30 protein-coding genes are annotated in these 19,089 nt (G+C 61.9%); 8 read left to right on the top strand and 22 right to left on the bottom strand.

From position 1 onward, the window contains the following. Nucleotides 1-550 precede the first annotated feature (550 nt). The 5 genes from AX724_RS23330 (at nt 551) to AX724_RS09440 (ending at nt 2,707) form a co-directional block, all read left to right on the top strand. On the top strand, nt 551-727 hold the full coding sequence (locus AX724_RS23330) for a hypothetical protein (RefSeq protein ID WP_156448040.1): 177 nt from the start codon (nt 551-553) through the stop codon (nt 725-727). 399 nt (nt 728-1,126) lie between these two features. Further along, a complete protein-coding gene (locus tag AX724_RS09450; protein WP_066765692.1) occupies nt 1,127-1,561 on the top strand; it encodes a hypothetical protein in 435 nt (144 codons plus the stop codon). Nucleotides 1,562-1,564: 3 nt separating this feature from the next. Beyond that, complete coding sequence (locus tag AX724_RS09445) at nt 1,565-1,825, top strand: hypothetical protein (protein ID WP_066765691.1); 261 nt, start codon at nt 1,565-1,567, stop codon at nt 1,823-1,825. Between the two features lie 130 nt (nt 1,826-1,955). Further along, nucleotides 1,956-2,117, top strand: a complete 162-nt coding sequence (locus AX724_RS24455; RefSeq protein ID WP_231736606.1) for a hypothetical protein — start codon at nt 1,956-1,958, stop codon at nt 2,115-2,117. Next, nucleotides 2,114-2,707 (top strand): SprT-like domain-containing protein, encoded by a 594-nt coding sequence (locus tag AX724_RS09440; RefSeq protein WP_066765689.1) that lies wholly within the window; start codon nt 2,114-2,116, stop codon nt 2,705-2,707. The genes AX724_RS24455 and AX724_RS09440 overlap by 4 nt, the downstream gene beginning before the upstream one ends. 987 nt (nt 2,708-3,694) lie before the next feature. Here the strand turns inward: AX724_RS09440 and AX724_RS09425 are convergent. From AX724_RS09425 to AX724_RS23325, 11 genes are all read right to left on the bottom strand, one after another. Next, nucleotides 3,695-4,000: a hypothetical protein gene (locus AX724_RS09425; protein ID WP_066765683.1), complete on the bottom strand. Its 306-nt coding sequence runs from the start codon at nt 3,998-4,000 to the stop codon at nt 3,695-3,697. Nucleotides 4,001-4,020: 20 nt separating this feature from the next. Continuing rightward, nucleotides 4,021-4,350, bottom strand: a complete 330-nt coding sequence (locus AX724_RS24005) for a DNA ligase LigA-related protein (RefSeq protein WP_066765681.1) — start codon at nt 4,348-4,350, stop codon at nt 4,021-4,023. Further along, complete coding sequence (locus AX724_RS09415) at nt 4,340-4,675, bottom strand: hypothetical protein (protein ID WP_066765679.1); 336 nt, start codon at nt 4,673-4,675, stop codon at nt 4,340-4,342. The genes AX724_RS24005 and AX724_RS09415 overlap by 11 nt, the downstream gene beginning before the upstream one ends. Continuing rightward, the gene (locus tag AX724_RS09410) at nt 4,672-5,241 is read right to left on the bottom strand and encodes a dATP/dGTP diphosphohydrolase domain-containing protein (protein WP_066765677.1); all 570 of its coding nucleotides are present in this window, start codon (nt 5,239-5,241) and stop codon (nt 4,672-4,674) included. Before AX724_RS09410 ends, AX724_RS09415 begins: the two co-directional genes overlap by 4 nt. Next, a complete protein-coding gene (locus AX724_RS09405; protein ID WP_066765673.1) occupies nt 5,234-5,434 on the bottom strand; it encodes a hypothetical protein in 201 nt (66 codons plus the stop codon). The genes AX724_RS09410 and AX724_RS09405 overlap by 8 nt, the downstream gene beginning before the upstream one ends. 26 nt (nt 5,435-5,460) lie before the next feature. Beyond that, nucleotides 5,461-5,670 (bottom strand): hypothetical protein, encoded by a 210-nt coding sequence (locus AX724_RS09400; protein WP_066765671.1) that lies wholly within the window; start codon nt 5,668-5,670, stop codon nt 5,461-5,463. Between the two features lie 179 nt (nt 5,671-5,849). Beyond that, nucleotides 5,850-6,350, bottom strand: a complete 501-nt coding sequence (locus tag AX724_RS09395) for a hypothetical protein (protein ID WP_066765669.1) — start codon at nt 6,348-6,350, stop codon at nt 5,850-5,852. Then, nucleotides 6,347-7,135 carry a 5'-3' exonuclease H3TH domain-containing protein gene (locus AX724_RS09390; protein WP_066765667.1) on the bottom strand — a complete coding sequence of 263 codons (789 nt, stop codon included), beginning with the start codon at nt 7,133-7,135 and terminating at the stop codon, nt 6,347-6,349. Before AX724_RS09390 ends, AX724_RS09395 begins: the two co-directional genes overlap by 4 nt. 429 nt (nt 7,136-7,564) lie before the next feature. Next, entirely contained in the window at nt 7,565-7,912 is a 348-nt protein-coding gene (locus AX724_RS09380; RefSeq protein WP_066765662.1) for a hypothetical protein, read from the bottom strand. Nucleotides 7,913-8,133: 221 nt separating this feature from the next. Then, entirely contained in the window at nt 8,134-8,391 is a 258-nt protein-coding gene (locus tag AX724_RS09375) for a hypothetical protein (protein ID WP_066765661.1), read from the bottom strand. Then, nucleotides 8,388-8,723 (bottom strand): hypothetical protein, encoded by a 336-nt coding sequence (locus AX724_RS23325; RefSeq protein WP_156448036.1) that lies wholly within the window; start codon nt 8,721-8,723, stop codon nt 8,388-8,390. The genes AX724_RS09375 and AX724_RS23325 overlap by 4 nt, the downstream gene beginning before the upstream one ends. Nucleotides 8,724-8,733: 10 nt before the next feature. Between AX724_RS23325 and AX724_RS24000 the strand changes: the two genes are divergently transcribed. Beyond that, entirely contained in the window at nt 8,734-8,934 is a 201-nt protein-coding gene (locus AX724_RS24000; RefSeq protein WP_197421533.1) for a hypothetical protein, read from the top strand. Between the two features lie 478 nt (nt 8,935-9,412). Here the strand turns inward: AX724_RS24000 and AX724_RS09360 are convergent, their stop codons facing one another. The 4 genes from AX724_RS09360 to AX724_RS09340 form a co-directional block, all read right to left on the bottom strand. Beyond that, nucleotides 9,413-9,820 (bottom strand): hypothetical protein, encoded by a 408-nt coding sequence (locus AX724_RS09360; protein ID WP_066765656.1) that lies wholly within the window; start codon nt 9,818-9,820, stop codon nt 9,413-9,415. Further along, complete coding sequence (locus tag AX724_RS09355; protein WP_066765655.1) at nt 9,817-10,068, bottom strand: hypothetical protein; 252 nt, start codon at nt 10,066-10,068, stop codon at nt 9,817-9,819. The genes AX724_RS09360 and AX724_RS09355 overlap by 4 nt, the downstream gene beginning before the upstream one ends. Continuing rightward, nucleotides 10,068-10,694, bottom strand: a complete 627-nt coding sequence (locus AX724_RS09350) for a hypothetical protein (RefSeq protein ID WP_066765654.1) — start codon at nt 10,692-10,694, stop codon at nt 10,068-10,070. The genes AX724_RS09355 and AX724_RS09350 overlap by 1 nt, the downstream gene beginning before the upstream one ends. A gap of 638 nt (nt 10,695-11,332) precedes the next feature. Then, nucleotides 11,333-13,306 (bottom strand): DNA polymerase, encoded by a 1,974-nt coding sequence (locus AX724_RS09340; RefSeq protein WP_066765651.1) that lies wholly within the window; start codon nt 13,304-13,306, stop codon nt 11,333-11,335. Nucleotides 13,307-13,436: 130 nt separating this feature from the next. On the opposite strand from AX724_RS09340, the gene AX724_RS09335 reads away from it, so the two are divergent. After that, nucleotides 13,437-13,739: a hypothetical protein gene (locus AX724_RS09335; RefSeq protein ID WP_066765648.1), complete on the top strand. Its 303-nt coding sequence runs from the start codon at nt 13,437-13,439 to the stop codon at nt 13,737-13,739. Here AX724_RS09335 and AX724_RS09330 read toward each other — a convergent pair. After that, on the bottom strand, nt 13,736-15,538 hold the full coding sequence (locus tag AX724_RS09330; RefSeq protein WP_066765644.1) for a DnaB-like helicase C-terminal domain-containing protein: 1,803 nt from the start codon (nt 15,536-15,538) through the stop codon (nt 13,736-13,738). The genes AX724_RS09335 and AX724_RS09330 overlap by 4 nt on opposite strands. Before the next feature lie 547 nt (nt 15,539-16,085). Here AX724_RS09330 and AX724_RS09320 point away from each other — a divergent pair. Next, nucleotides 16,086-16,331, top strand: coding sequence for a hypothetical protein (locus tag AX724_RS09320; protein WP_066765637.1), 246 nt, complete (start codon nt 16,086-16,088; stop codon nt 16,329-16,331). A 50-nt stretch (nt 16,332-16,381) separates the two neighbouring features. On the opposite strand, the gene AX724_RS09315 is transcribed toward AX724_RS09320, so the two are convergent. The 6 genes from AX724_RS09315 to AX724_RS09290 form a co-directional block, all read right to left on the bottom strand. Continuing rightward, entirely contained in the window at nt 16,382-16,585 is a 204-nt protein-coding gene (locus AX724_RS09315; RefSeq protein WP_066765631.1) for a hypothetical protein, read from the bottom strand. Further along, entirely contained in the window at nt 16,582-16,806 is a 225-nt protein-coding gene (locus AX724_RS09310; RefSeq protein ID WP_066765626.1) for a helix-turn-helix domain-containing protein, read from the bottom strand. The genes AX724_RS09315 and AX724_RS09310 overlap by 4 nt, the downstream gene beginning before the upstream one ends. Before the next feature lie 14 nt (nt 16,807-16,820). Next, nucleotides 16,821-17,285, bottom strand: coding sequence for an N-acetylmuramoyl-L-alanine amidase (locus AX724_RS09305; RefSeq protein ID WP_082733473.1), 465 nt, complete (start codon nt 17,283-17,285; stop codon nt 16,821-16,823). 37 nt (nt 17,286-17,322) lie between these two features. After that, nucleotides 17,323-17,799: a hypothetical protein gene (locus AX724_RS09300; RefSeq protein WP_197421532.1), complete on the bottom strand. Its 477-nt coding sequence runs from the start codon at nt 17,797-17,799 to the stop codon at nt 17,323-17,325. Further along, nucleotides 17,744-18,409 (bottom strand): DUF2815 family protein, encoded by a 666-nt coding sequence (locus tag AX724_RS09295; protein WP_066765622.1) that lies wholly within the window; start codon nt 18,407-18,409, stop codon nt 17,744-17,746. Before AX724_RS09295 ends, AX724_RS09300 begins: the two co-directional genes overlap by 56 nt. Nucleotides 18,410-18,615: 206 nt before the next feature. After that, a partial coding sequence (locus AX724_RS09290; RefSeq protein WP_197421531.1) for a DNA-directed RNA polymerase occupies nt 18,616-19,089 on the bottom strand: 474 nt, incomplete at its 5' end.

Raw genomic sequence — 19,089 nt, 5'->3', positions numbered from 1 at the left:
CCCCCACCCTGCCGAAACCCTAGGTTTTCTGCGGCCTGTCACCGGATGCTGAAGCCGGTACGCCATCCCCCACCCCTCCAGCCATTAGGCATTGGACAGGGATCAGCCGGTCTCATAGCGTGTACACACAGACATTAGGGGCGCAGTGTTTGGGTTTCAGAAAGGCATGACCCCTACGCGTATGGGCCGAGGGACCTAAGGCCCTCGCAGTCTCTCAAGGCCCCTCACCGTCCCCGCACGATCCCCTCGCCGCCCTCACCCACTGGACCGGCAAGCCTCCAGCATGACCCTACTGTGTCCTGAAAGACACAAAAAGACCCGATTACGGACATTCTGCATTTGCGGACGATAAGCGCTTGCGGACGTGTACACATGGTGACATAAGCGTTCTCAGAGAGGGACGCGAAGCGGACAAAATGTCCTCCTAGCCGGCTCTCTCCATCGGCTCTTTGACATTGTGAGACAAAGCGAAACCGGGCGGGGCCTTAGTGTCCCGCCAGTTTCCCGAGGGCCTGCGAGGGCCTTCCGGCAACTGAGAGGAGGAAGAACGATGACAGACGCTCAACAGGCAGCACGTAGCCGCATGATGGCTGCAATGCAGGAAGACGCCGCAGCCGCCCGCCGTGCCTTGGTGCAGCCCTCACGGGAAGCCGAACGGGCCGTCAGGGCCACATGGGCCAAGGTGAAGGTGACACAGGCAGAATTTCAAAAGGAGATGGCAGCATGACCGACCATGACGCCCACGTTCGGCGCTGGAGGCAACACCTTCAGGACCGCATGTTCATCGCATGGTGGCGCAGCGGCGCTTGGTAACTGATCGGACCCGAGGGGCGACCTAGCGCCGCCCTTCCAGCCCGCTCTGTGACTGAGTGGAACCCATCCGGCCCGATGGTCGGATAGCTGCCTAGCGCTCTGCTAGGTAACGAGAGGGTCTCGAATGAGACTGAAGCAAAGGCAACTGGCTCGGTGGTTACACTGGGCTGGAATGGTGGCGACCTCCGCCAAGATAATCGCCACCGTCCTAGCGATCCTGAAGGAAAGCTAAGCTGAAACCTCCGGCCGATCCTAATCGGGTCGGTCGGGGGCCTCTCCTCAATATCACGCTGAAACCTGAGGAGCAATCATCATGGGCACCATGACCCAAAGAGACCTTTACGCGGCCGTCAAGGCACTGCCGCACATGACCATCACCCGGACCGAGGATGGCGAATACCGCGTGGCCTACACCATGGCCACCATACAGGCCGCTAAGCCCGAGTGGGGCCGCACGCGCTGCGAGACGCACCAAGAGCGGACCAGCTATTACACAGACGACCGCGAGGACGCCTTGGGGTCCGCCAAGTCCCTCTCAGCCCACATGGTCGGCCTACTGGCCCGCGTGGCCGCCAACGAGTGCTCTCCGTGCCGCTGGTCGGAACTGACGGAATACGAAAAGGCCGAGGCGACCTCACGGGGTTTCCCGAGGGAAGCGGGCGTCCGCTACGTCACGAAGATCAAATACGACATGGGGCGGCGGGAGCTCTCGCTGGTCCGCTGGTTTCGTCTGGCCGGAGAGGACTGAGGCATGGATATGAAAGCGATACAGGGCACGCCCGAATATAGGGCGGCGGCGGACAGAGCTTACCAGCGCAACAATGTCGCCTACCGGCGCGTGATGGCCCGGATAGAGGCCAAACGGACGAAGCTGGAGGACCGGCAGGCAGCGGAGCGCCGCGCCTTCAACCAATGGGCCGACGATCAGCTCCAGGCCCACAGAGAGGCGATGCAAGCCGCCGAGGCTAAGGAGTGGCCAAAACTCATGAAGAAGCTGGGGCTAGACCAATGACGGCACCCAAGCCCCCTCCAGTCCCTCGCCGTCTCTGCCCGTCCATCGGCACGGCGAGAAGAGTAGCCGGGACCATCACGGCCAGAAGATCGGCCCAGAGCCCCCAGACATTCACGAGGAACCCCGCACGATGACCGAGGCCCTAGAGCGCTTCATGGCCCGCCAATGGGGCCGCAAGGCCCGCGAGGCCGGACACACGATCAAACAGAACCCCTATCGGAACTATGAGACCCGTTTGGCCTGGTTACGCGGGTTCAATGAGACGCCAGCCAGACAGGAGGCCACAGCATGACGAACGAACGCACCCGCGAAGCATGGCTCCAAGCCTTCACGAACGCCGCCCGCCCTAAGTTCAAGGATGTGGGCGCGAAGCTCCCCGAGGCCATCCGGGTCTCTGTCGGCCACCCGAGCAAGGGCATCCGGTCCAAGGTCATCGGCGAGTGTTGGGCAGACTTCGCGAGCGAGGATGGGGCCGTGGAGATTTTCATCCGCCCTACCCTCCAATCCGACAGCGCCCGAGTGGCGGACGTACTCACCCACGAGCTAATCCACGCGGCCCTAGGGAACGAAGAGGGACACGGGCCCAAGTTCCGGGTGACCATGAAGCGCCTAGGCCTCACCGGGAAAGCTACGGCGACCGTCGCTGGGCCCGAATGGCACTCGTGGGCCGATCCGATCCTTGCGGCCCTTGGGCCTCTCCCCGGCGCGAACCTCAAGGACATGTCGTTGGCCGGAGGGAAGAAAACCCAGACCACGCGGTATCTCAAGGTCTCTTGCAGCATGTGCGAGTGGCAGGCCCGCGTGACGGCCAAGCATATCGAAGGGCGGACCCTGCGGTGCCCCGATGACACTTGCGAGGGACACCTAGAGCGGGCAGAATGACAGCACAAAGGAGAGCATGAGGGGGCACATTGTCCCCTCCCTGATTTATGATATGCGATGAAGTGAGCGAATAGAGCGACAGGCGGAAGGAGGAAAGATCAATCCTTGTTAATTTTGAGGGCTTAACGCCCGCCACACGGGCCACGGGGGATGCTAATTTGTCCCCCAAGGCCACGGCGGTTGGCTTAGCGATTAACTGGAGTGTTCGCGGGATTTGAAGGACATAGTTTATAGTCAGGCCTTCCAAGTGGGGGGTCTCAGTGTCGCGCGGCATCATCAGAAAATCGTTAGTCGTCCGCCAGCAATCGGAGAGTTATCGCGTAGTATCTGCACGGACGCTGAAGTATTCGCGAGGTTCGGAATGACCCCGCCAAGTATGACAGCCGAACGTGCTAGAGAAATACGCGAAGGCATAGGGATGTCTCAGCAAGCCCTAGGCACTCTCCTGCGTCTCGGAGCCCACGGGAAACGTACGGTAGCCCGCTGGGAGTCCGGGGACGTTGTAATCCCTGGTCCCGTCCAGATTGCCCTTGAGGCACTCAGCGACGGATGGCGTCCAGGCGATCGCCACTGGCAGGAACTTAAAGACGAATACGAAGGCGTCCTAAATGGCCTCTCAGAGGCGATCGCCCAGGCCCGGTCCAGGATAAAAGCAAAATGAGCGACTGCGCTTTTGGGACTAACTGGAATGAGACAGGAAAGAATAGAGGCCGACCCGACCGTTAAGGAGGCCCTGCTAAAGGTCGAACTTGAGGACGGGTACGCGGAATGTATGGGAGAAGGATTGTTTATTGTCTTCCAGGAACATGAAGGGGAGACCCACTCCCTGGTCCTCAGTCGCGAGGACCTTGCCAAGCTGCTAGATCAACCGCTTTGAAATACTCAAAGGGCCACCGGGGAAACTCAGTGGCCCTTTTTATTTGCCTAAGTGTGTACACGGTCGAGAAAATACCCCCGAGCCCCCGTGAGGAGACCCGAGGGCAATTCTTAGGCGTACGCGGCCGACCAGTAGCGCTTGACGCCACGCCAGTTATCGCGGGCGCAGTCGCGGGCCTCACGGTAGAAGGCAACGGCGGCGTTGGCGATCACAGACATGGGCACCAGGAACGGGCCGGCTGCCAGCACAAAGGCGCGGCGACCGATCAGCTTGCGGTTGGCCTGTACGGCCACAAGGGCCCGCAGGACAGCCCGCTTCGCATAGCGATAGGTGATGACGCCCAGGAAGATCGGGAAGATCGCGATCAGGCCAGCGAGGAGACCTAGTACTGACGTGATGATGAGTACGGCCGCCATGGCCGTGATAAATCGCTTATTCAAGGCTCGGGGCCCTTTCTGTTGCGGTTGGAGATTATGCGTTTCGTGAGGGCCGCCAGCTTGGCCTTCTCAGGATGCTTGTGGACCCATTGGCCGGTATAGTCGGCGAACTGGTCCCGGAAGAACTTGTCGAGCTTAGGGTGGCCGGTGGAGACGCTCGGGTCCACGGCCTGACATTCCCGGTCAAAGGTCTCGTCGGAGACCAGGGAGACGTCTAGGACCTCATAGGCGTACGCCCACACGGCCACCCGGATACGGCGGCGGCGCTCTACTTCCTCAGGAGCGCCCCAAGCGGGAGCCGGAGAGGCCGCGAATAGGTCACCCTGCATCGCCCTCGTCGGGCCAGGGGTTCGCTATCGCGCCGTCCACTATCCGCTGGAGGAGAGCCGTAGCGGTCACGAATGTCCCGCCCTCGTGCCAATGATCTTCCAGCGTCCACTCGACGGTATGAGGAGACCACGCCTCCACCGCCTTCTTGCGTAGGGCCGCGTAGGCGTCCTGCCGCTTTATACGATCCACGGAGGCTTGCGTCTGGAAACCGAACTCCAAGCGGAAGCGCCCTGCGGAGAGCTTCAGGTGGTGCATGAGGGTGACCGTTCGGTCCATGTCGGTCGATCGGTAATATGACAGCGGGCCGAACGTGCGAGGCTTCATGCGGTAGCCCCAAGGAACCCCGGAGGAGCCCCTACAGACGCTCGGGACAGCGGATAGCCCGCCTCCATCTCCAGCTCGGTCTGGAGCATCGCCAGGGCCCGCCAAGCGAGCCGCGCGGTATGTCGTACGCCCCGGCCGTCGAACTTCCCCCGGTCCGTCAGGTGCCGCATGATCTTATCGGCATGATCGGTGGACTTGTCGCGGGCCCAGTGCATTTCCATGCCGGGATTGTGCTGGTCGTTGCCGATCTTCGAGACCCGCGAGACTTCAGCCAGGGCAGCCGGGAAATAGTCCAGGAGCCCCGACGCCATCGGAAAGGCACCCCGGAGCTCGTCGGCATCCGGAAGGGTCAACGTGGGGTCCAGTACGGGCTCGGGGGGACCGTTGTGACCGATCGGCGCGACCGGGACAGCTTCCACATGGGCCGCCTCAGGGTCGCCCGCCAGCTTCAGCGGGACCGTGGACTGCTGATAGCGCTGATAGGCCCCAGCCGGGCCGCAGGAGGCGCAGCGGGTAGGATGGAGGCCCTGCCGGAAGACGCAAGAACCGCAGATAGTATTACTCAAGAATTTTCTCCAGGTAGGCCTTCAGGGCCTTTGCTTGTTCAAGGCCAATGATGACATTGTGGAAGTCGTCGCCATCCGACACTTGCGAGAGGGAAACTTCGCTGCCCAGGTCGATTACCGTAAGGGCGTCACAGGCTTCCTCGGTAAACACTTCGACTTTGTCGGTAGGGTTCAATTGGGTCATAAAGCTCATTTCATCTCTCTGTTGCGGGCTGTCGGTTAAGCGTAATTTGTGCGGAGCTTTGCGGCGTCCCGCTCAAAGGCGTCTGCGTCCTGGTCCAGGTGCAGCGAGGTCAGGGCGTTAAGCTCCATCACTTTGCCGCCCACCCGGACCTTCAGGGGCTTGCCGTTCCTCCGGAGCCATTCGGCTTTCTCCCGGAGGCGGCCTGCGACGATGTCGAGATTACGGGCGCGGACTTGCGGGATCATATGCGGGCACCTCCCCGACACTGCGGAGCATGTAGAAACCTGCGATCCCGCAAGCGAAGGCAAGGCCACTGAAGACCCCTGCGACGTACCCGGCGATCATCGCGGGGCATCCAGGGCCAGGAAGTGCTCCACCAATCGGTCAGCGAGGTCCTGAGCCCAGGCGTTGAAGCGCTCGCGGATCATGCGGAACATGGGGTCGCCTCCAGCATCGCCTTGAGGGCCGTGCCGGTTGCCTCAAAGTCCCCGGTGTGCAGGATTGCGCGTCCTCCGGCCTTCTCCCAGGCCGTCGTGTTGCGGGCGAAGTCGTCGATCAGGATGTCCCCCGGCGCGTGCATGAACAGCGGCTTGGAGGACCCTCCGGCGACCGGGAGGACGGTAAGGGACGGCGAGAGGTGTTCACGGACCCAAGCGCGTTTCTGTCCCGCTACATGGGCGTAGGCGGACTTAGGGCAGGCCGTGAGGACCGCTACGCTCGCCAAAGGCCAAACGGCGTCCACTTCCCAGTAAAAGGACTGGGCACTGGGGCAGACTGGCATGTCCCGGAAGAATGTCGGCATGGAGTGGATTTTACCCCACAGCTCATCGTCGGGGATCGCCGGATGATAATCGCCGAACAGGTCCGCATAGTGCCGATCGAAGTCCGCAAAGACCCCGTCGAGGTCGAGATAAAGGCGTGTCATGCTTCAGGACTCCAGAGGATCGGCCGCCGTGCGTTGCCGTCCCAGTCAGTGTGTCGGAGGATGCGGGCGAGCCGCGCATTGAGGAGCGCAAGGTCCTCGGGGGTCTCCACGCCGGCCTTTTCGAGCGCTTCCGGTTTCTTCCGGCAGCCGTCCTCGTAGGCCTGTAGGATGTTCGCCCAGGGGTCGCCGGCCTTCGCCAGGACCTTCTCGGCACTCTTGGGGCCGATGCCGGGGCAACCGTGGTAGCCGTCCGTTGTGTCGCCCATGAGGGTCTGCAAGCGCCAGAAGTGATCGGCGCTGTCCGCGTCGGTTTCGATCAGCCGTTCCTGCCGCCAGATTTCCACATTCGGGAGCGTCTGCATGTCCTTGTCTTCGGACACGATGACGCGGCGAATGGGGCTCGGGCGGGTCGCCAGGATGCCGATGTAATCGTCACCTTCCAGGCACGGCTCGGAGACCACGCGGTACTTCCCGGCCTGCCGGTGATGGTCGATGATCGCCCAATAACAGGCGGGCTTGGGTGCCGTACGGTCCGCCTTGTAGAGCGGCCAGACATCCTTGCGAAAGTTGGCGTCCCCGCTGAAAATCAGGATCGCTTCATCGGCGAAGAGCTTGCCCATGTAGGAGCTCACAGACCCTTCAAACTTTTCTAGGGCTTCATCGTAACTCGCGGAAATTGTGTGGACCTTCTGGCCCGCATCGTTCGGCCAAACGTGTTCCCGCTGGGCACCCGCGCAGGCGCGATAGAGCACAAAGTCGGCATCTATGAGGAGCTGAGTCGTCATCGTTTGTTCTCATTATGTTCTATCCGCACCTGTAGGAAAGAGGAAAAATCCTATCCGGATGTCTCAGTCTGGCGCAGGGGCTCCGGCTTGGTTTCCGGGCTGGGATTGATGGGGGCCGGGAGGCACTTGCGGGGCTCGCCGGGGGTTACGGTGTACACGCCTTCAATAAGGCTGGTGGAAAGCGGAGGACGGGCGAGCGACAGAGCGCCGGGGTAGAGAGCGCCCATTAGCTGCGCCTCTCGATGATCTCAGTCGTCACGCGCTCTATCTGGGCCCAGCCGTTCGGCTTGGTCCGCTGAAGGTTCGCGAAGGCCCTTGCGTGCTTCTCGGGGTCCTCGCCCTCCAGGCGATCGAATGGCTTCCGACCGCCCCCGTAGCGGACCTCATAGCGCACTGAGGGGCCGCGCTTCTTCGTGGAGGACAGGAGCATCAGAAGCGGCGGCGACCGAAGGAGCTGCGGAAGGTCGAGCGGCTGCTGTACGAACCGTACGACGGGGCACGATACGACGGCCGATAGCTCGGGCGCGGGCTGTAGTAGTGCTTCTCCACGGTCGTATGGGTCGAGCGCGAGGAACCGCCGCCCATCATGGAGCCCAGGAGGTAGCCGCCGACGCCATACAGGAGCGCGTCGTTATTGCCGGACGCGGAGGCGGCCCGCGTGGCCTCGCACTGCTTCACGTCGGGAGCCGACAGACATGGGTCCACCTCAGGGGCTCCGCCGCAGGCAGCAAGGGACAGGGAGACGGTCGCCAGGGCCGCCAGGACAAACTTCTTCATGTTGGGAAACTCTCGTTATTCGGTGATCTGAGGGTGCTGGAGACGTTCAAAAGTGGTCGTCACCGTCTGGCGCAGCCGCCCGTCCCCGCCGCATATTTGGCAGGAGGAGAAAACCACGTCGTACTCGCCCCGGTGATAATCCGTGCACTCGTGCCGGGATTTGTGCCCTTTCCCTCCGCAGCCAGGGCAAAGGACGATTGAATAGGCGTACTGCGGGGCTTTCATGCGGCCAGCTCGACTTCGATGCGGCCGACGATCTGACACAGGCGATACATGAACCGCTTGTGTGTGCCGTCGTCATGGGACTGGAGGATGTAGAAGAACTCCCGATCGTTGTCGGTTTTCAGTCCCGTAACGGTCTTCCCGCATGGCCCTAGACCGAGCTTAAACTCGACAGTCTGAGAGCGCTGGACAGTGGCGAACGGCGTACCCATGGGCGCGTCCTGCCAGACTGACGGGAATTTTATCGAGACAATCATTTCCGTTTCTTCCCGGTGATGGCCCGTTCGGCTTCCTGGTCCCGCTTCTCGCAGGCCTCCACGATCTCGATGGCCGCCCGCTTGGTCACGTTGGCCTTTTCGAGCTGGCCCGTCTGGGCATCGCCGAAGACGACCCATGAGCCTTGGGAGCCGTCAAGGGGCAGCGAGGCCCCGTCCGTGTCAGCTCGGAGGCTGGACGGGATCAGCGTGGAGCAACTGCTCGCAGGCCGGTTGTAGACGGTAGGTGTCGCGCAGGCAGAGAGCGCGAAGGCCGGTGTCGTGAAGATCAGTCCCCAGCGCTTCAGTCGCGCCAGGAGCGGCAAGTATTGCATCGCGGTTTCCTTGGGTGACGACGTCAATGCGACCTGTGACGGCCTGCGTATCGACGGTGATTTTAAGGGCGTCCTGGGCGGCCTTCATGCCGGCTTGGGACGTGGTGGCACTTGCGGAGGCCTGGGCGGCTTCCTGTCGGGCCCGTTGGGGTCCGGTGACGAAGTGGTAGACCCCGAAGGCGAGCGCGAGAGTGCCCAGCGGGATCGCTAGGAACCGTGCGGCGTCCTTCCAGTTGACTAAGGGCGTCGGCATTTTCTGTTCCTTGTCTGTTCTCACCGCGCTAAAGAGGCGGGATGAACCTGAGAGAAGCTATCGAGATTGTGGACCGGGCCGCCGATCAGGCTGGAAGGAGCTCCGGCGCTGGCGCTCAAGTGGTGCAGGCCATGCGGTTCCTGCGGGACTGGGGGGTCGAGCGGGAGACCCTGGTGTGGTTCTGGAAATCGCTACACGCTGAAAACGACATAGGCCGATCTCAGAACGCGAACGCCGCCCGCAACCGCATCCGGCAATTGCTCATGCGCGGGATAGGAAATCCACCAGGGCCTTCGGGTCCGCCGCAAAGTGCGCCCCGGTCCTCGCAGCGTCCCGCTCAAACAAAAACGGCCCCGAAGCGATAACTTCAGAGCCGTCTAAATAGATGCGGTAGCCGTAATGGCCGGAGGGATGCCGGTAGGTGTCGGAGGTGACTTTAGGCGACGAAATGCGGCGCTCCCGGCTTCACGGTCCAGGACAGATGCAGCCAGCCAGCGGGCACGTAATGCGAGCGGCCGTCTGCGTCGATCAGCCGGTGCGAGTGTGACGGGCTGACATGGAGCTTCTCGGGCTTGTCGATCGTCACGGTTCCGGTCGGGAACGTGTAGGTCCGGGAGACCTCTACCGAAACGTCGATGAACTCGAAGGGCTCTGCGGGGGCCACAGGTTCCGCCACGTTGCGGAGGTTTGGGAGCTCTTCGAGCCAATGGACGCCGTCAGGGCGAAAAACGCGGCCGGTTCCCGCACCCGCGATAGTCACAACGATGTCCCCGTCATGGTCAAAACGGTTGAAGGTAACGGGGCGGCCATCGGCCAATTCTAGGGGCTTGGTTACGTCGATCATTCGTCGGGTTCCGATTTTCTGGTGATCCAGACACCAAGGCCGCCCGCCGTGAGGACGAGCCCCATGCCGGTGCCGAAGTCTGTTGATGAGAAGGCCTGCCCGAGGACGGCGGTGTGCCAGATGCTCAGGCCGATCTGTGTCAGGGCCGCGAGGCACCAATAGACCCGCGCGGGCGTATAGGTCTCGCCGTCCTTAGCGGTCAGGAGGTGCTTTACGGCCCCGCCGATCCGATGGAGCCGCAGGAGCATCAGGCCGCCTCGCTGGCTTCCTGGGTCAGCGTGCCGACCTGTCCGGCCTTGAGGGCCGCCAAGAGGACCTGAGTGTCCACCAGGACGCGCGGGCCATTCTCTTCAGTGTCCACGATGACGATGCCGGCCGCAGCCAGGGAGCTCTCGCAGGCCTTGACGTAGCCGACGACTTCGAGGGTCTCGCCGGCCTGCTGTTGGGTGTCCGTGCGGAGCTCCAGGATTTCGGCGGCGAGCTCTTCGTTCGCCTGCTGGGCGAGCTGGAGGGAGGCATCATTGGCCGTGATGACTTGTTCGGCCGCCATGAGGCAGGACACGAGCTGGACGCCCACGGCATCGCGGAGGGCGATATTGGCCTTCAGCTCCTCGCGCTCGATCATGAACGCTTCGTTCGCCTGTTCGGTGACGTCCAGTTCGGTAACGACGTCATTGTAGAGGCAGCGCCACTTGTCGCTGAGGGCGATGATCTCGAAGCCAGCGGCACGCTGCTCATTCCGCAGGGTACGGACGGCCGAGCGCAAGGCGCGGTTGTCGTCACGGATGAGGACGTTGCGCTCCTTCAGGCGGGCATTGGCGGCCACGAGGGCGCGGATACGAGCGAACGGATTATAGAAACGGGGGAACTTCATTGGGTAATCTCCCAGGGGGTCTCTTGGATCGCCAAGAGGGAGAGGCCGCGTGCGGTAATGCGCCACGATCGGCCCCATGTTGCGGGGTCGTGCCGGACCGTTAGGAGGCCCAGGCAGGATGCGATGGCGACTTCGTCCGCATGGGCGCGGGCGAAATCGGAACGTGTAAGGAAGGGGCGCTCCCAGGCCCGTTGAAGGACCGGAAGGAGCGCCGGGGGGATGTCAGGAGGCAGAGCCACTTTGTATGACGCTGTCCTTATATTGGTCCCAGCGGGTGGCCTTGCGGGGCTCGCGTGTAGAACCGAGCGACAAATTTGAGCTATCAATCTCGGAAGACGGAATGACCCAAATGTCAAAGCCGTGAACGATCGCATAAAGGTCAGCGACGTCTACAGGCTTCCGTGTTGCGCCTGCTGGGGTATTGGGCCGGATACGGCATTGGAGATATGAGTACGGTGGGGATGCTTTATTCCATCCCGCAGTCTTCACTTGGACGGAGCCGTAATCCCGCCCTTGCCGGACCACGAAGTCGGCCGTCCCCTGCTGTATTGCAGGCCAGAAAACCTCGTAGCCCCGCGACATGAAGTAAGCGGCAGCGAAATGCTCACTGGCAGCGCCGGTAAGGTGCTCTGGGCGCATCAGTGGCACGTTGCCCAGTCGGTTCCTTGCTTGACCTCCACGTCCGTGGGACACTTCCACGAAGCGAAAGGGTCGCCGGCTTTCCGTCCGGCTTCAATCAGGATCGCGGAGACTTGCTCTTCCAGGCCATGCCTCACGGCGACCTGTAACTCATCGTGGACCCAACCGAGAATGACGACATCGGCGTCTGCATCCCAGTCCTCTCCGAGGCCCTCGGAGACCTTGAGACCGGCATCCATGATCGCCTTTTCGGCCTTGGTGATCCAGCTCTTACAGATGACGGCCCCCGCCGATTGCAGGAGCGTGTTAAGGGCGGCGTGTTCGCTGCGGATGGGCAGCTTGCGGCCGTCAAGGCCCTTCAGCCAGCCCTTCTCGGCTGCCGCCTTAACAGCCTTAATGAGCCGTGCGAGCGCCGGGAATTTCTTGAGGAACCGAGCGCGGAGCTGTTCGCCCGCCTTGCGGCCCTTGCCGATGATGGAGCCGAGCTTGGCATCCCCTGCCCCATACAGAAATGCGTAAATGAACGTCTTGGCGACGTCGCGCATCTTCTCGTTTTTCGGGATGGCAATGCCATGACCGTCCGCGTCGAACTCTTCGTAGCGGGGGGTATTTTCGGGGAGGCCGAAGAGGGCCTTGGCGTTCTCCCAGTGGATATCACCGTGAAGAACGACTTCGATGTATTTGCCGCCGTCGAAGGCAGCCATGAAGCTGCCAAGGCAGCGAAGCTCTAGGCCGCTTTGGTCTGCGCCAAGTTGGGTCCAGCCTGCGGGGACATGGAACAGAACTCGACAGTCCCGTCCATATTTCGCACGTACAGCCGGGACCTGGGCGATATTGGGGCTGCTATGTGTCGCGCGGCCCGTGAGAGCGCCGTTGCTGTTGTAGCGTGCATGTATCCGACCTTTCTTGCTGACTTGCTTTAGCCAGGCCTGACTGCCCTCTCCGACCTGCCCGAGCCGTTTCTGGATCAGGAAGTATTCGGCGAGGATTTTGGCTTCTGGATATGGGAGGCGCTGTAGGACCTCATCGTCCACTTTGGCGGAGCCGCCATCGGTAAACTCAGTGGGCTTCCAGCCATACTTGTCGATCAGCCGGTCCGCGATGTGATCTCGCGAAGCCGGGTTGAACTCTCGGGTTTCCCAGCGTTCTACTGGGACGCCCGCGAGGTAACCTTTGGACTTATTGTTCCGCTTGGGGATGAAGTCTTCCAGCCGGACCCGCCAGGGCGGAAAGGCTGCCACGAGTGCTTTCTCAAGCTCCCTGCGGCGAGCGCAGAGTGTCGCGTAGAGCTCTTCGGCCTTCCGGACGTCCAGCGGCCACCCGTTGCGCTCCATTCGGCAACACAGGGCTTGGCAGGCCATCTCAAGGGCAACCGCGAGGGGCGAGTAGCCTTCCTGCGCGATGAGATGCTCATAGAGGCCCACGTTTACGCGGGCGTCCTGAAGCATGTACTCAAACATGGCTTCGTTGAACTCGGCCCAGGGGTCCAGCCCCTTCGCCTTCATCTCTTTGGAGTAGTCGCCCTTCTTCTCGTGGCCCAGGCGGTAACCCCAGGCCTCCAGCGAGTGGGACCCGACGAACTGGCCGGGGAACTCCTGAGGGGCCTTACTGGCGTAGGGGTACTGGCCGTCCGGATTGCGGGACTGCCACTCCTCCAGGGCCTGCTTGTACTTCTTCCAGGCCTTGGCCCTCGGGAAGTCGTCCTGCTTTATGTCGCTATAGATCAGCCGGCCCAGCGGGAGCGTGTCGATCAGCTCGCAGTCGGCATTAGGGGACAGGCCGTACAGCTTGGCGATGACGGGAACGTCAAAACCGATGATGTTGTGGCCGACCAGGAGCGTGGCCGATCGGTAGAGCTTGAGAAACTTGCCGAGGTCTTTGGGCCGGAAGCCCATAAGCTCATGCGTATCGAGGTCATACAGGACCGCGCAGTGTACACGGGTGACCTCTCCCAAGAGGCCGTTGGTCTCCAAGTCGAAGACGTAGCGGCCCCTTGAGACAGGGGTATTCAATAAGTCCAATGTGGATGTACCTGGGCGTCTCGCTGGACGCCATGTCACGCCCCCGCTAAGAGCCTATCGGCCCTACAGAGGAGGTCGTTTGATGTTGATTGATGGTAAGCCCGTTTATTCTTCAGGAACGTTGATCGTCCCGCACGGGCGATCCGGGGCTATTTCCGTAGACGGAAAGATTGTAGACGTGACTTTCTCGGACGGCCCCCTATCCGCAGCCACGGTAGGCGGAAATCTCGTGTTCACGGGGTTTGACAATCCGTTGGGGACCTCGGGCGTGCTGCCTAACTTCACCGTACGCGGCGCTCCGGCCGAATTCGCCTTCGTCATCTACACGATTGGCTCTGGGGCTGCTGTTACTCGCATCCTTCACTGGTCCGTCTACCCGGTCTAAATCCCGAGAGCTTTGGCGTCTTCCTCAGTATAGGCGTCGAAGCCGGGGGAGCCCCCACGGGGGCCCTTGCTGTTCGCTTCGTCGGTGTAGCCTTCCGGGAACTCGCTTTCGACAAGCTGCCCGGTCTCCCGCACGAAGCGGAGGCACATTGTGTTGCCGTTGGCGCGGCCCGTGTATCGGTCCTTCACGCAACGGAACGTGGAATAATTGCGCATCTCGGGGTCCGAGTGCTGAGTGTTCCGCTCCAGGCCGAAAGCGTAGTGCGGCCACGCTCCCATGGCGCGGGAGCCCTTGAAGTGCTTCAGGCTGACATTGCCCCCTTCCTCGTGCGGTTTCCCGTCCGGGGTCGCCAAGTGGCAAAGGAGGATGATGTTGATTTGGAGCTCCTGACAGAGGAGCGCCATGGCCTTGATAATGCCTTCGACGGACGCGCGTTCGTTGGTTTCGTCCACCAGCGCCGTGAGGTTGTCGAGGTAGACGATCTTTACCCCGTGAGAAATCACGAGATAGCGGATTTTGGCTTCCACGTCGGCCCATTCGGTAGACGCGAAGTCCCCGCCGAATATCAGGTTCGGTGAGGCCTCCAGGGCATCTAGCGCGGCGTCGAGCTCCTCTTGGGTGTACCGCTCGTGTTCGTCGAGAGCCTCCATGGGAATATGGAAGGGCTTGCCCGCGAACTTGCCGGCGAGGCGCTTGAGGGTCTCCACGGGGGGCTGCTCAAGGTAAATGACGGCCGTCATGATCCCGAGGACCAAGGCGTCATAGGCGATGGACTGCGTCGTCCAGTCGGTCTTGCCGATGCTGTTGCCGGCCCCAAGCGTGTACAGCTCGCCAGCGCGGCGGCCGAAGGTCCACTTGGTCAGCGTAGGGCTCCACCAGGGGAACCCCATGTTCACCGGAGCGCGGGCCTTGTCGATCAGGTCCGAGACGCGGAAGATGCCGTCCGGCTTGTACTGCGAGCAATTCCAAAAGGCCTGTTGGATGGCCTTAGGGTCGTCCGCCATGAGAGCCTCGCGGGCGTCCTTGTACCCCGGCACCTCGCCAATGAAGGCCTTGCCGGGAGGAAGGAGCGCTGCGGCCCTCTTGGCCCACTCGCGGCCCGTTGCGTCCCCGTCGAAGACCAGTACGATCTTATCGAATTGGTTGAGCCAGTCGTACCAAGCGCGGATGGACTCTTCGGCACCCTTGGCACCGTTGGGGAGTGAGACGCATGGGTACTTGCCGCCTGTGACCTCATAGTAGGCCGCGCAGTCGCCCTCGCCTTCCCAGACGGTCAGCGAGCGCCGATCGGTCCCTTGGGTCCACTTGTGCATCAGCCAGAGCGGTGGAGCCTTGGAGCCCTTGGCGTGGGGAAAGCGGAACGTTTTGTCGTCCTCCGCATCCTCCGGCAGCTTGTATCGGATCTTCTGGCCCCAGAGGGTCCCGTCCGGAAGCCGGTAGTCGAAGGCCATGCAAGCCTTGCGGGGATAATCGACCCCCAAGTGGGACACACCCATGGAGACCAGCCCCATTCCGAGGGCGCGGCGGGTGGCCGTCGAGATACCGTAGGCACGGGTCAGCTTCTCATCCCCCACGTCGGAGGGGAGAGCGTCGTAAGGTTCAGTCATTCGGGTCCTGGAGGCCGCCGATCGGGCAGGCCGGGGGTTGTCGGGGTCGTCGTCCGGCCACTCGATGGTCTTTTGGCAGCCGTGGCAGTAGAGCCGCCCAGAGGCGTAGCGGGCCGCGTTGTCGCGGGAGCCGCACACAGGGCAGGACTCATGGCCCACGAAGGCGCTGTCATCGCGCTCGCGTTCGTTCATGGAGGTACTCGGGATTAGGTGTCCTCCCCTTCCCGCTCTCCCGGCCACCTATGCAGGCACTAAGGAGCCCCCGGAGTTGAACCGGGCGGGGTTGGATACGGAGGGAGGTTTAGGATTAGAGCCGTGCGGCCCTCTGAAAGCCCCAGCGGTAAAGGAGGTAAACCCGCTGGAGCCATCGGAAGGTCGATGCTATGGTTCGCCAAAAGGGGAACCTATGGTCTTGATTATACTGGCTGCGGCCTCATCCTTCTCGGGGATCGCGGCGTACAACGAATGTCTACACAAGGAGGTGGCACGCTTGGAGCCCTCCGGCGAGAGCGCGGGGACGATCGCGTCTGTCGCCGTCAGCCGTTGCGAGGCCTTCACGTTCCTAGCGTCGGGCGAACTCCGAGGTCTCCGCCCAAGCCTTATGGAACTTCCAATGGCGGCAGCGGATAAGGAAGTGCGCCAGAGCGGTCGGATTGAAGCAATGGATGCCGTAATGTCCATCCGAGCCGCGCGGGGCCAATAACCGCAAAGGGCCGGCGTGAAGCTTTAGGGAAAAACGATGACCGTACGCATTAGAGTAGTGTTCAATAACAACCTGGATGAGAAGCGGGATTTACTCTTCGCATTGCCTATTAAAACCGGAGACAAGTTTTCCATCCTTATTGAGGAGAAAGCGCGGTTCTTTGAATTTGAACTTGTCATGCAAGTGCCGGGAGTTGTGGGAGACGGCGAGGAACCCTCACTAATTGGCTGGGCCAAAGATATTGAAATGCCGGATCGGCCAACGCCTAGCGACTTTTCTTGATAAAAAGGGGCCATAACGAAACACTTGGTAACGATATGGCCCCTTAGGGGTCAGCGGCGGGTCAGCGAATAGAGCTGCTCGCCCTGGTAGAGGACACGGAAGTCCTCAAGGGTGACGGTGTGGACCGTGCGGCCCTCTTCCGACTCCGCATAGGCGTTCGCGGCCTTCACGAAGGAAGCGGCGGCGTCCTTGAGCGCCTCCAGCGGCGACTTCTTCAGCTTCGCGTGGGACTTGTGGGCGGCCGTGTCGGTCACTTGTGGGCCCCGTACGTGTACACCTTGTACAGGCGGCCACTCACCGGATGCTTCTTCGTCTCCGAAGAGATGCGGTAGCCGGCGTCCCGGAGCTCGGTGATGCGGCGGGTGAAGGAGCCGCTGTTGATGTCGATGTCCAGCAAGGCCTCGCGAGGCGATGCGGTGCCCTTGGTCTGGAGATAGTCCAGGACCTCTTTGGCGCGGGGAGTCAGTTGGGGCATGGTCGTCGGTCCTATTAGAGGGTGGCGTATTCGCGCTTGGCGTCGAATGAGGGGCAGGCCTTGGCGACCTTGGGGAAATCTCGGTGGCCCTGGATGATGGCCTTGGGGTGCTTGGCCTTGAGGTGGCGCAGGAGTTGGACCAGCGCGTCCTTCTGTTCCGGGGTGCGGGTGTCCTTGGCCGTCTTGCCGTCCGCAGCGAGGCCGCCGATGTACACGACCCCAAGGGCCCGCGAGTTGTAGCCAGCCACATGGGACCCCACGGCATCCTCGGGACGCCCGGTTTCGATCGACCCGTCCAGGTGGACGACGTAGTGATAGCCGATGCCCGCCCAGCCTTGGTTCAAGTGCCAGCGGTCGATATTCGTGGCGTCGTAGGTCTGCCCTTCGCGGGTCGCGGAGCAATGGACGACAATGAAGTCCGTGGAGGGTCGCTTGGTCGTCTTGCGGCCTGCGGGCCACTGGAAAATACGTGTCGTCATCGGGGGTCCTTTGGGGCCCGAAAGCCCCTGAGGGACCTCAGGCGGATGCGTTGGAAATTGCGGCATGTCTCGCGGGGTCGTCGGGTTCGTCGATCCACGCTTGAGGGATAGCCTTGTCGGCGTAGGGGATGCCCAGCTTGGCGCACCAGGACCCGTAGGTGGTCTTGGAGCCTTTGCGGATCGGCGAGGCAGACCGGGAGAAGACGAAGCGAATGTCGAGAGCCGGGTGTTGCTTCCGGATCAGCTCATGCTTCTTGCGATCGTCGCTATCGAAGAGGCCTTTGGTCTCGACGATGACGCCATTGGGCAGGATGAAATCGGGGGTGTACTTGTGGGAGCTCGCGGGCTTCTCGTAGGAAACCCGGACCTCTTCGTATCGGAAGGGGACCCCGCGCTCTGCGAGGTCCGCCATCGTCTTATCTTCGAGGCCCGAGCGGCCGTGGAGCTTCACTCGACCCTTAAATGTCGAGGACGCCACCATCATCCTCGGGCTGATCGTCGCCAGCGTCACCATCGTCGCCGATGTTCAGGCCTGCGGCGTCTTCGTCGCTCATGGTCCAGCCATCGCCGTCGTCGCCATCGTAGGCGTCGAAGCCCTTGGAGCCGAAGCCCTTGGCGAGGCGGATGATCTGGACCCCGGTGAGCGTGAAGGAGATGCCCGAGACGGTCACTTCTTCGATGTTGCCGTCCGAGTCCTTGACCTTCTCGGTCATTTCGTACGGGGACAGGAAGCCCTGGACACGAGCGAGCGTGCCGCCCTTGATCTCCAGGCCCTTAGGGTTGATCTCGCGGCCCTGACTGTCGAACACGGCAGGCGGGCGCTTGCTCTTGCTCTTCAGTACGAGCTTGCCGGTCGCAACCTTCTTCGGCTTCTTGGCCGTGGCGGGTGCGTTCGGGTCCTTGGTCATCTCTTTGACCAGCGGGAGCTTGGCGTCACTGTCGAGCTTGAAGGTCTTCATGGCGTCGGCGAGGATTGCCTTGGCGGCTTTCATCGCGGCGCTGTTCGGATCATCGACACCGTTAGCGGTGTACACGTCATACTTGTCGTCCGGTTCGGTCACGTTCGGGAACGAGAGCGGGAACGGGCCGAAAGTGGCGTCGATAGTCGGTCGTTTATTTGCCATAAAGGCGTAGGATATTCCGTGGGAGGCGGGTGCCAGCCCGGTAATCTGTATTAGCGGACTGTCCGCAATTGGATCAGAAAAAACCCGCAGAGGCCGGTGAGGGCTTCTACGGGTCAGGTAAGCAAAGGAGGTGCATGGCCGTGGGACGGTTATGCATAAGTCCGTACTAATACCGCATTGGCGGATTTTCCGTATTTGCAGACATTCTAGGCAAAGGCGTACTGGGACTCCAGGACCTCACGCAAATCCAGGGTGCCGCGCTCCGGGATCGCAAGGGCGGCGAGCTTCTCCTGGCCCTCTGCGGACAGGGCAGAGTTGGCGTATTCCGTCAGGGCCTCAAAGGGGCAGTAGGTCTCATACTGCTCCACGAAGGCCTCACGGATGATACGGAAGAACCGAGCGGTCCGGCCCGCGTGAGTTGCGAAGCTGTCATGGATGAACTGGAAGTGGATGATACCCTCCTCCCCCGCCATGACCGCGACCCGCTGGAGGTGCGCGGCGTCCAAGCTATGCACCACGTTAGGCGAGATAGCCGACCGAGCCTTCTTCTTATCGATGCGCTTCGTCGGGGCCTCCCGCAGGAGACACTGGACGCGCTCCAGGACGTTGCCCTCCTCATCGGTCTTGTTGTCTAATTGATTCCTGCATTGCTCTTCCTTTTTCCCGTTCGCCAATGGTTG

Origin of the sequence: Sphingobium sp. CCH11-B1 (assembly GCF_001556865.1) — a bacterium.
Lineage (GTDB): Bacteria > Pseudomonadota > Alphaproteobacteria > Sphingomonadales > Sphingomonadaceae > Sphingobium.
The sequence above is the reverse complement of the archived record's forward strand: the minus strand, read 5'-3'. Positions and strand labels throughout refer to the sequence as shown.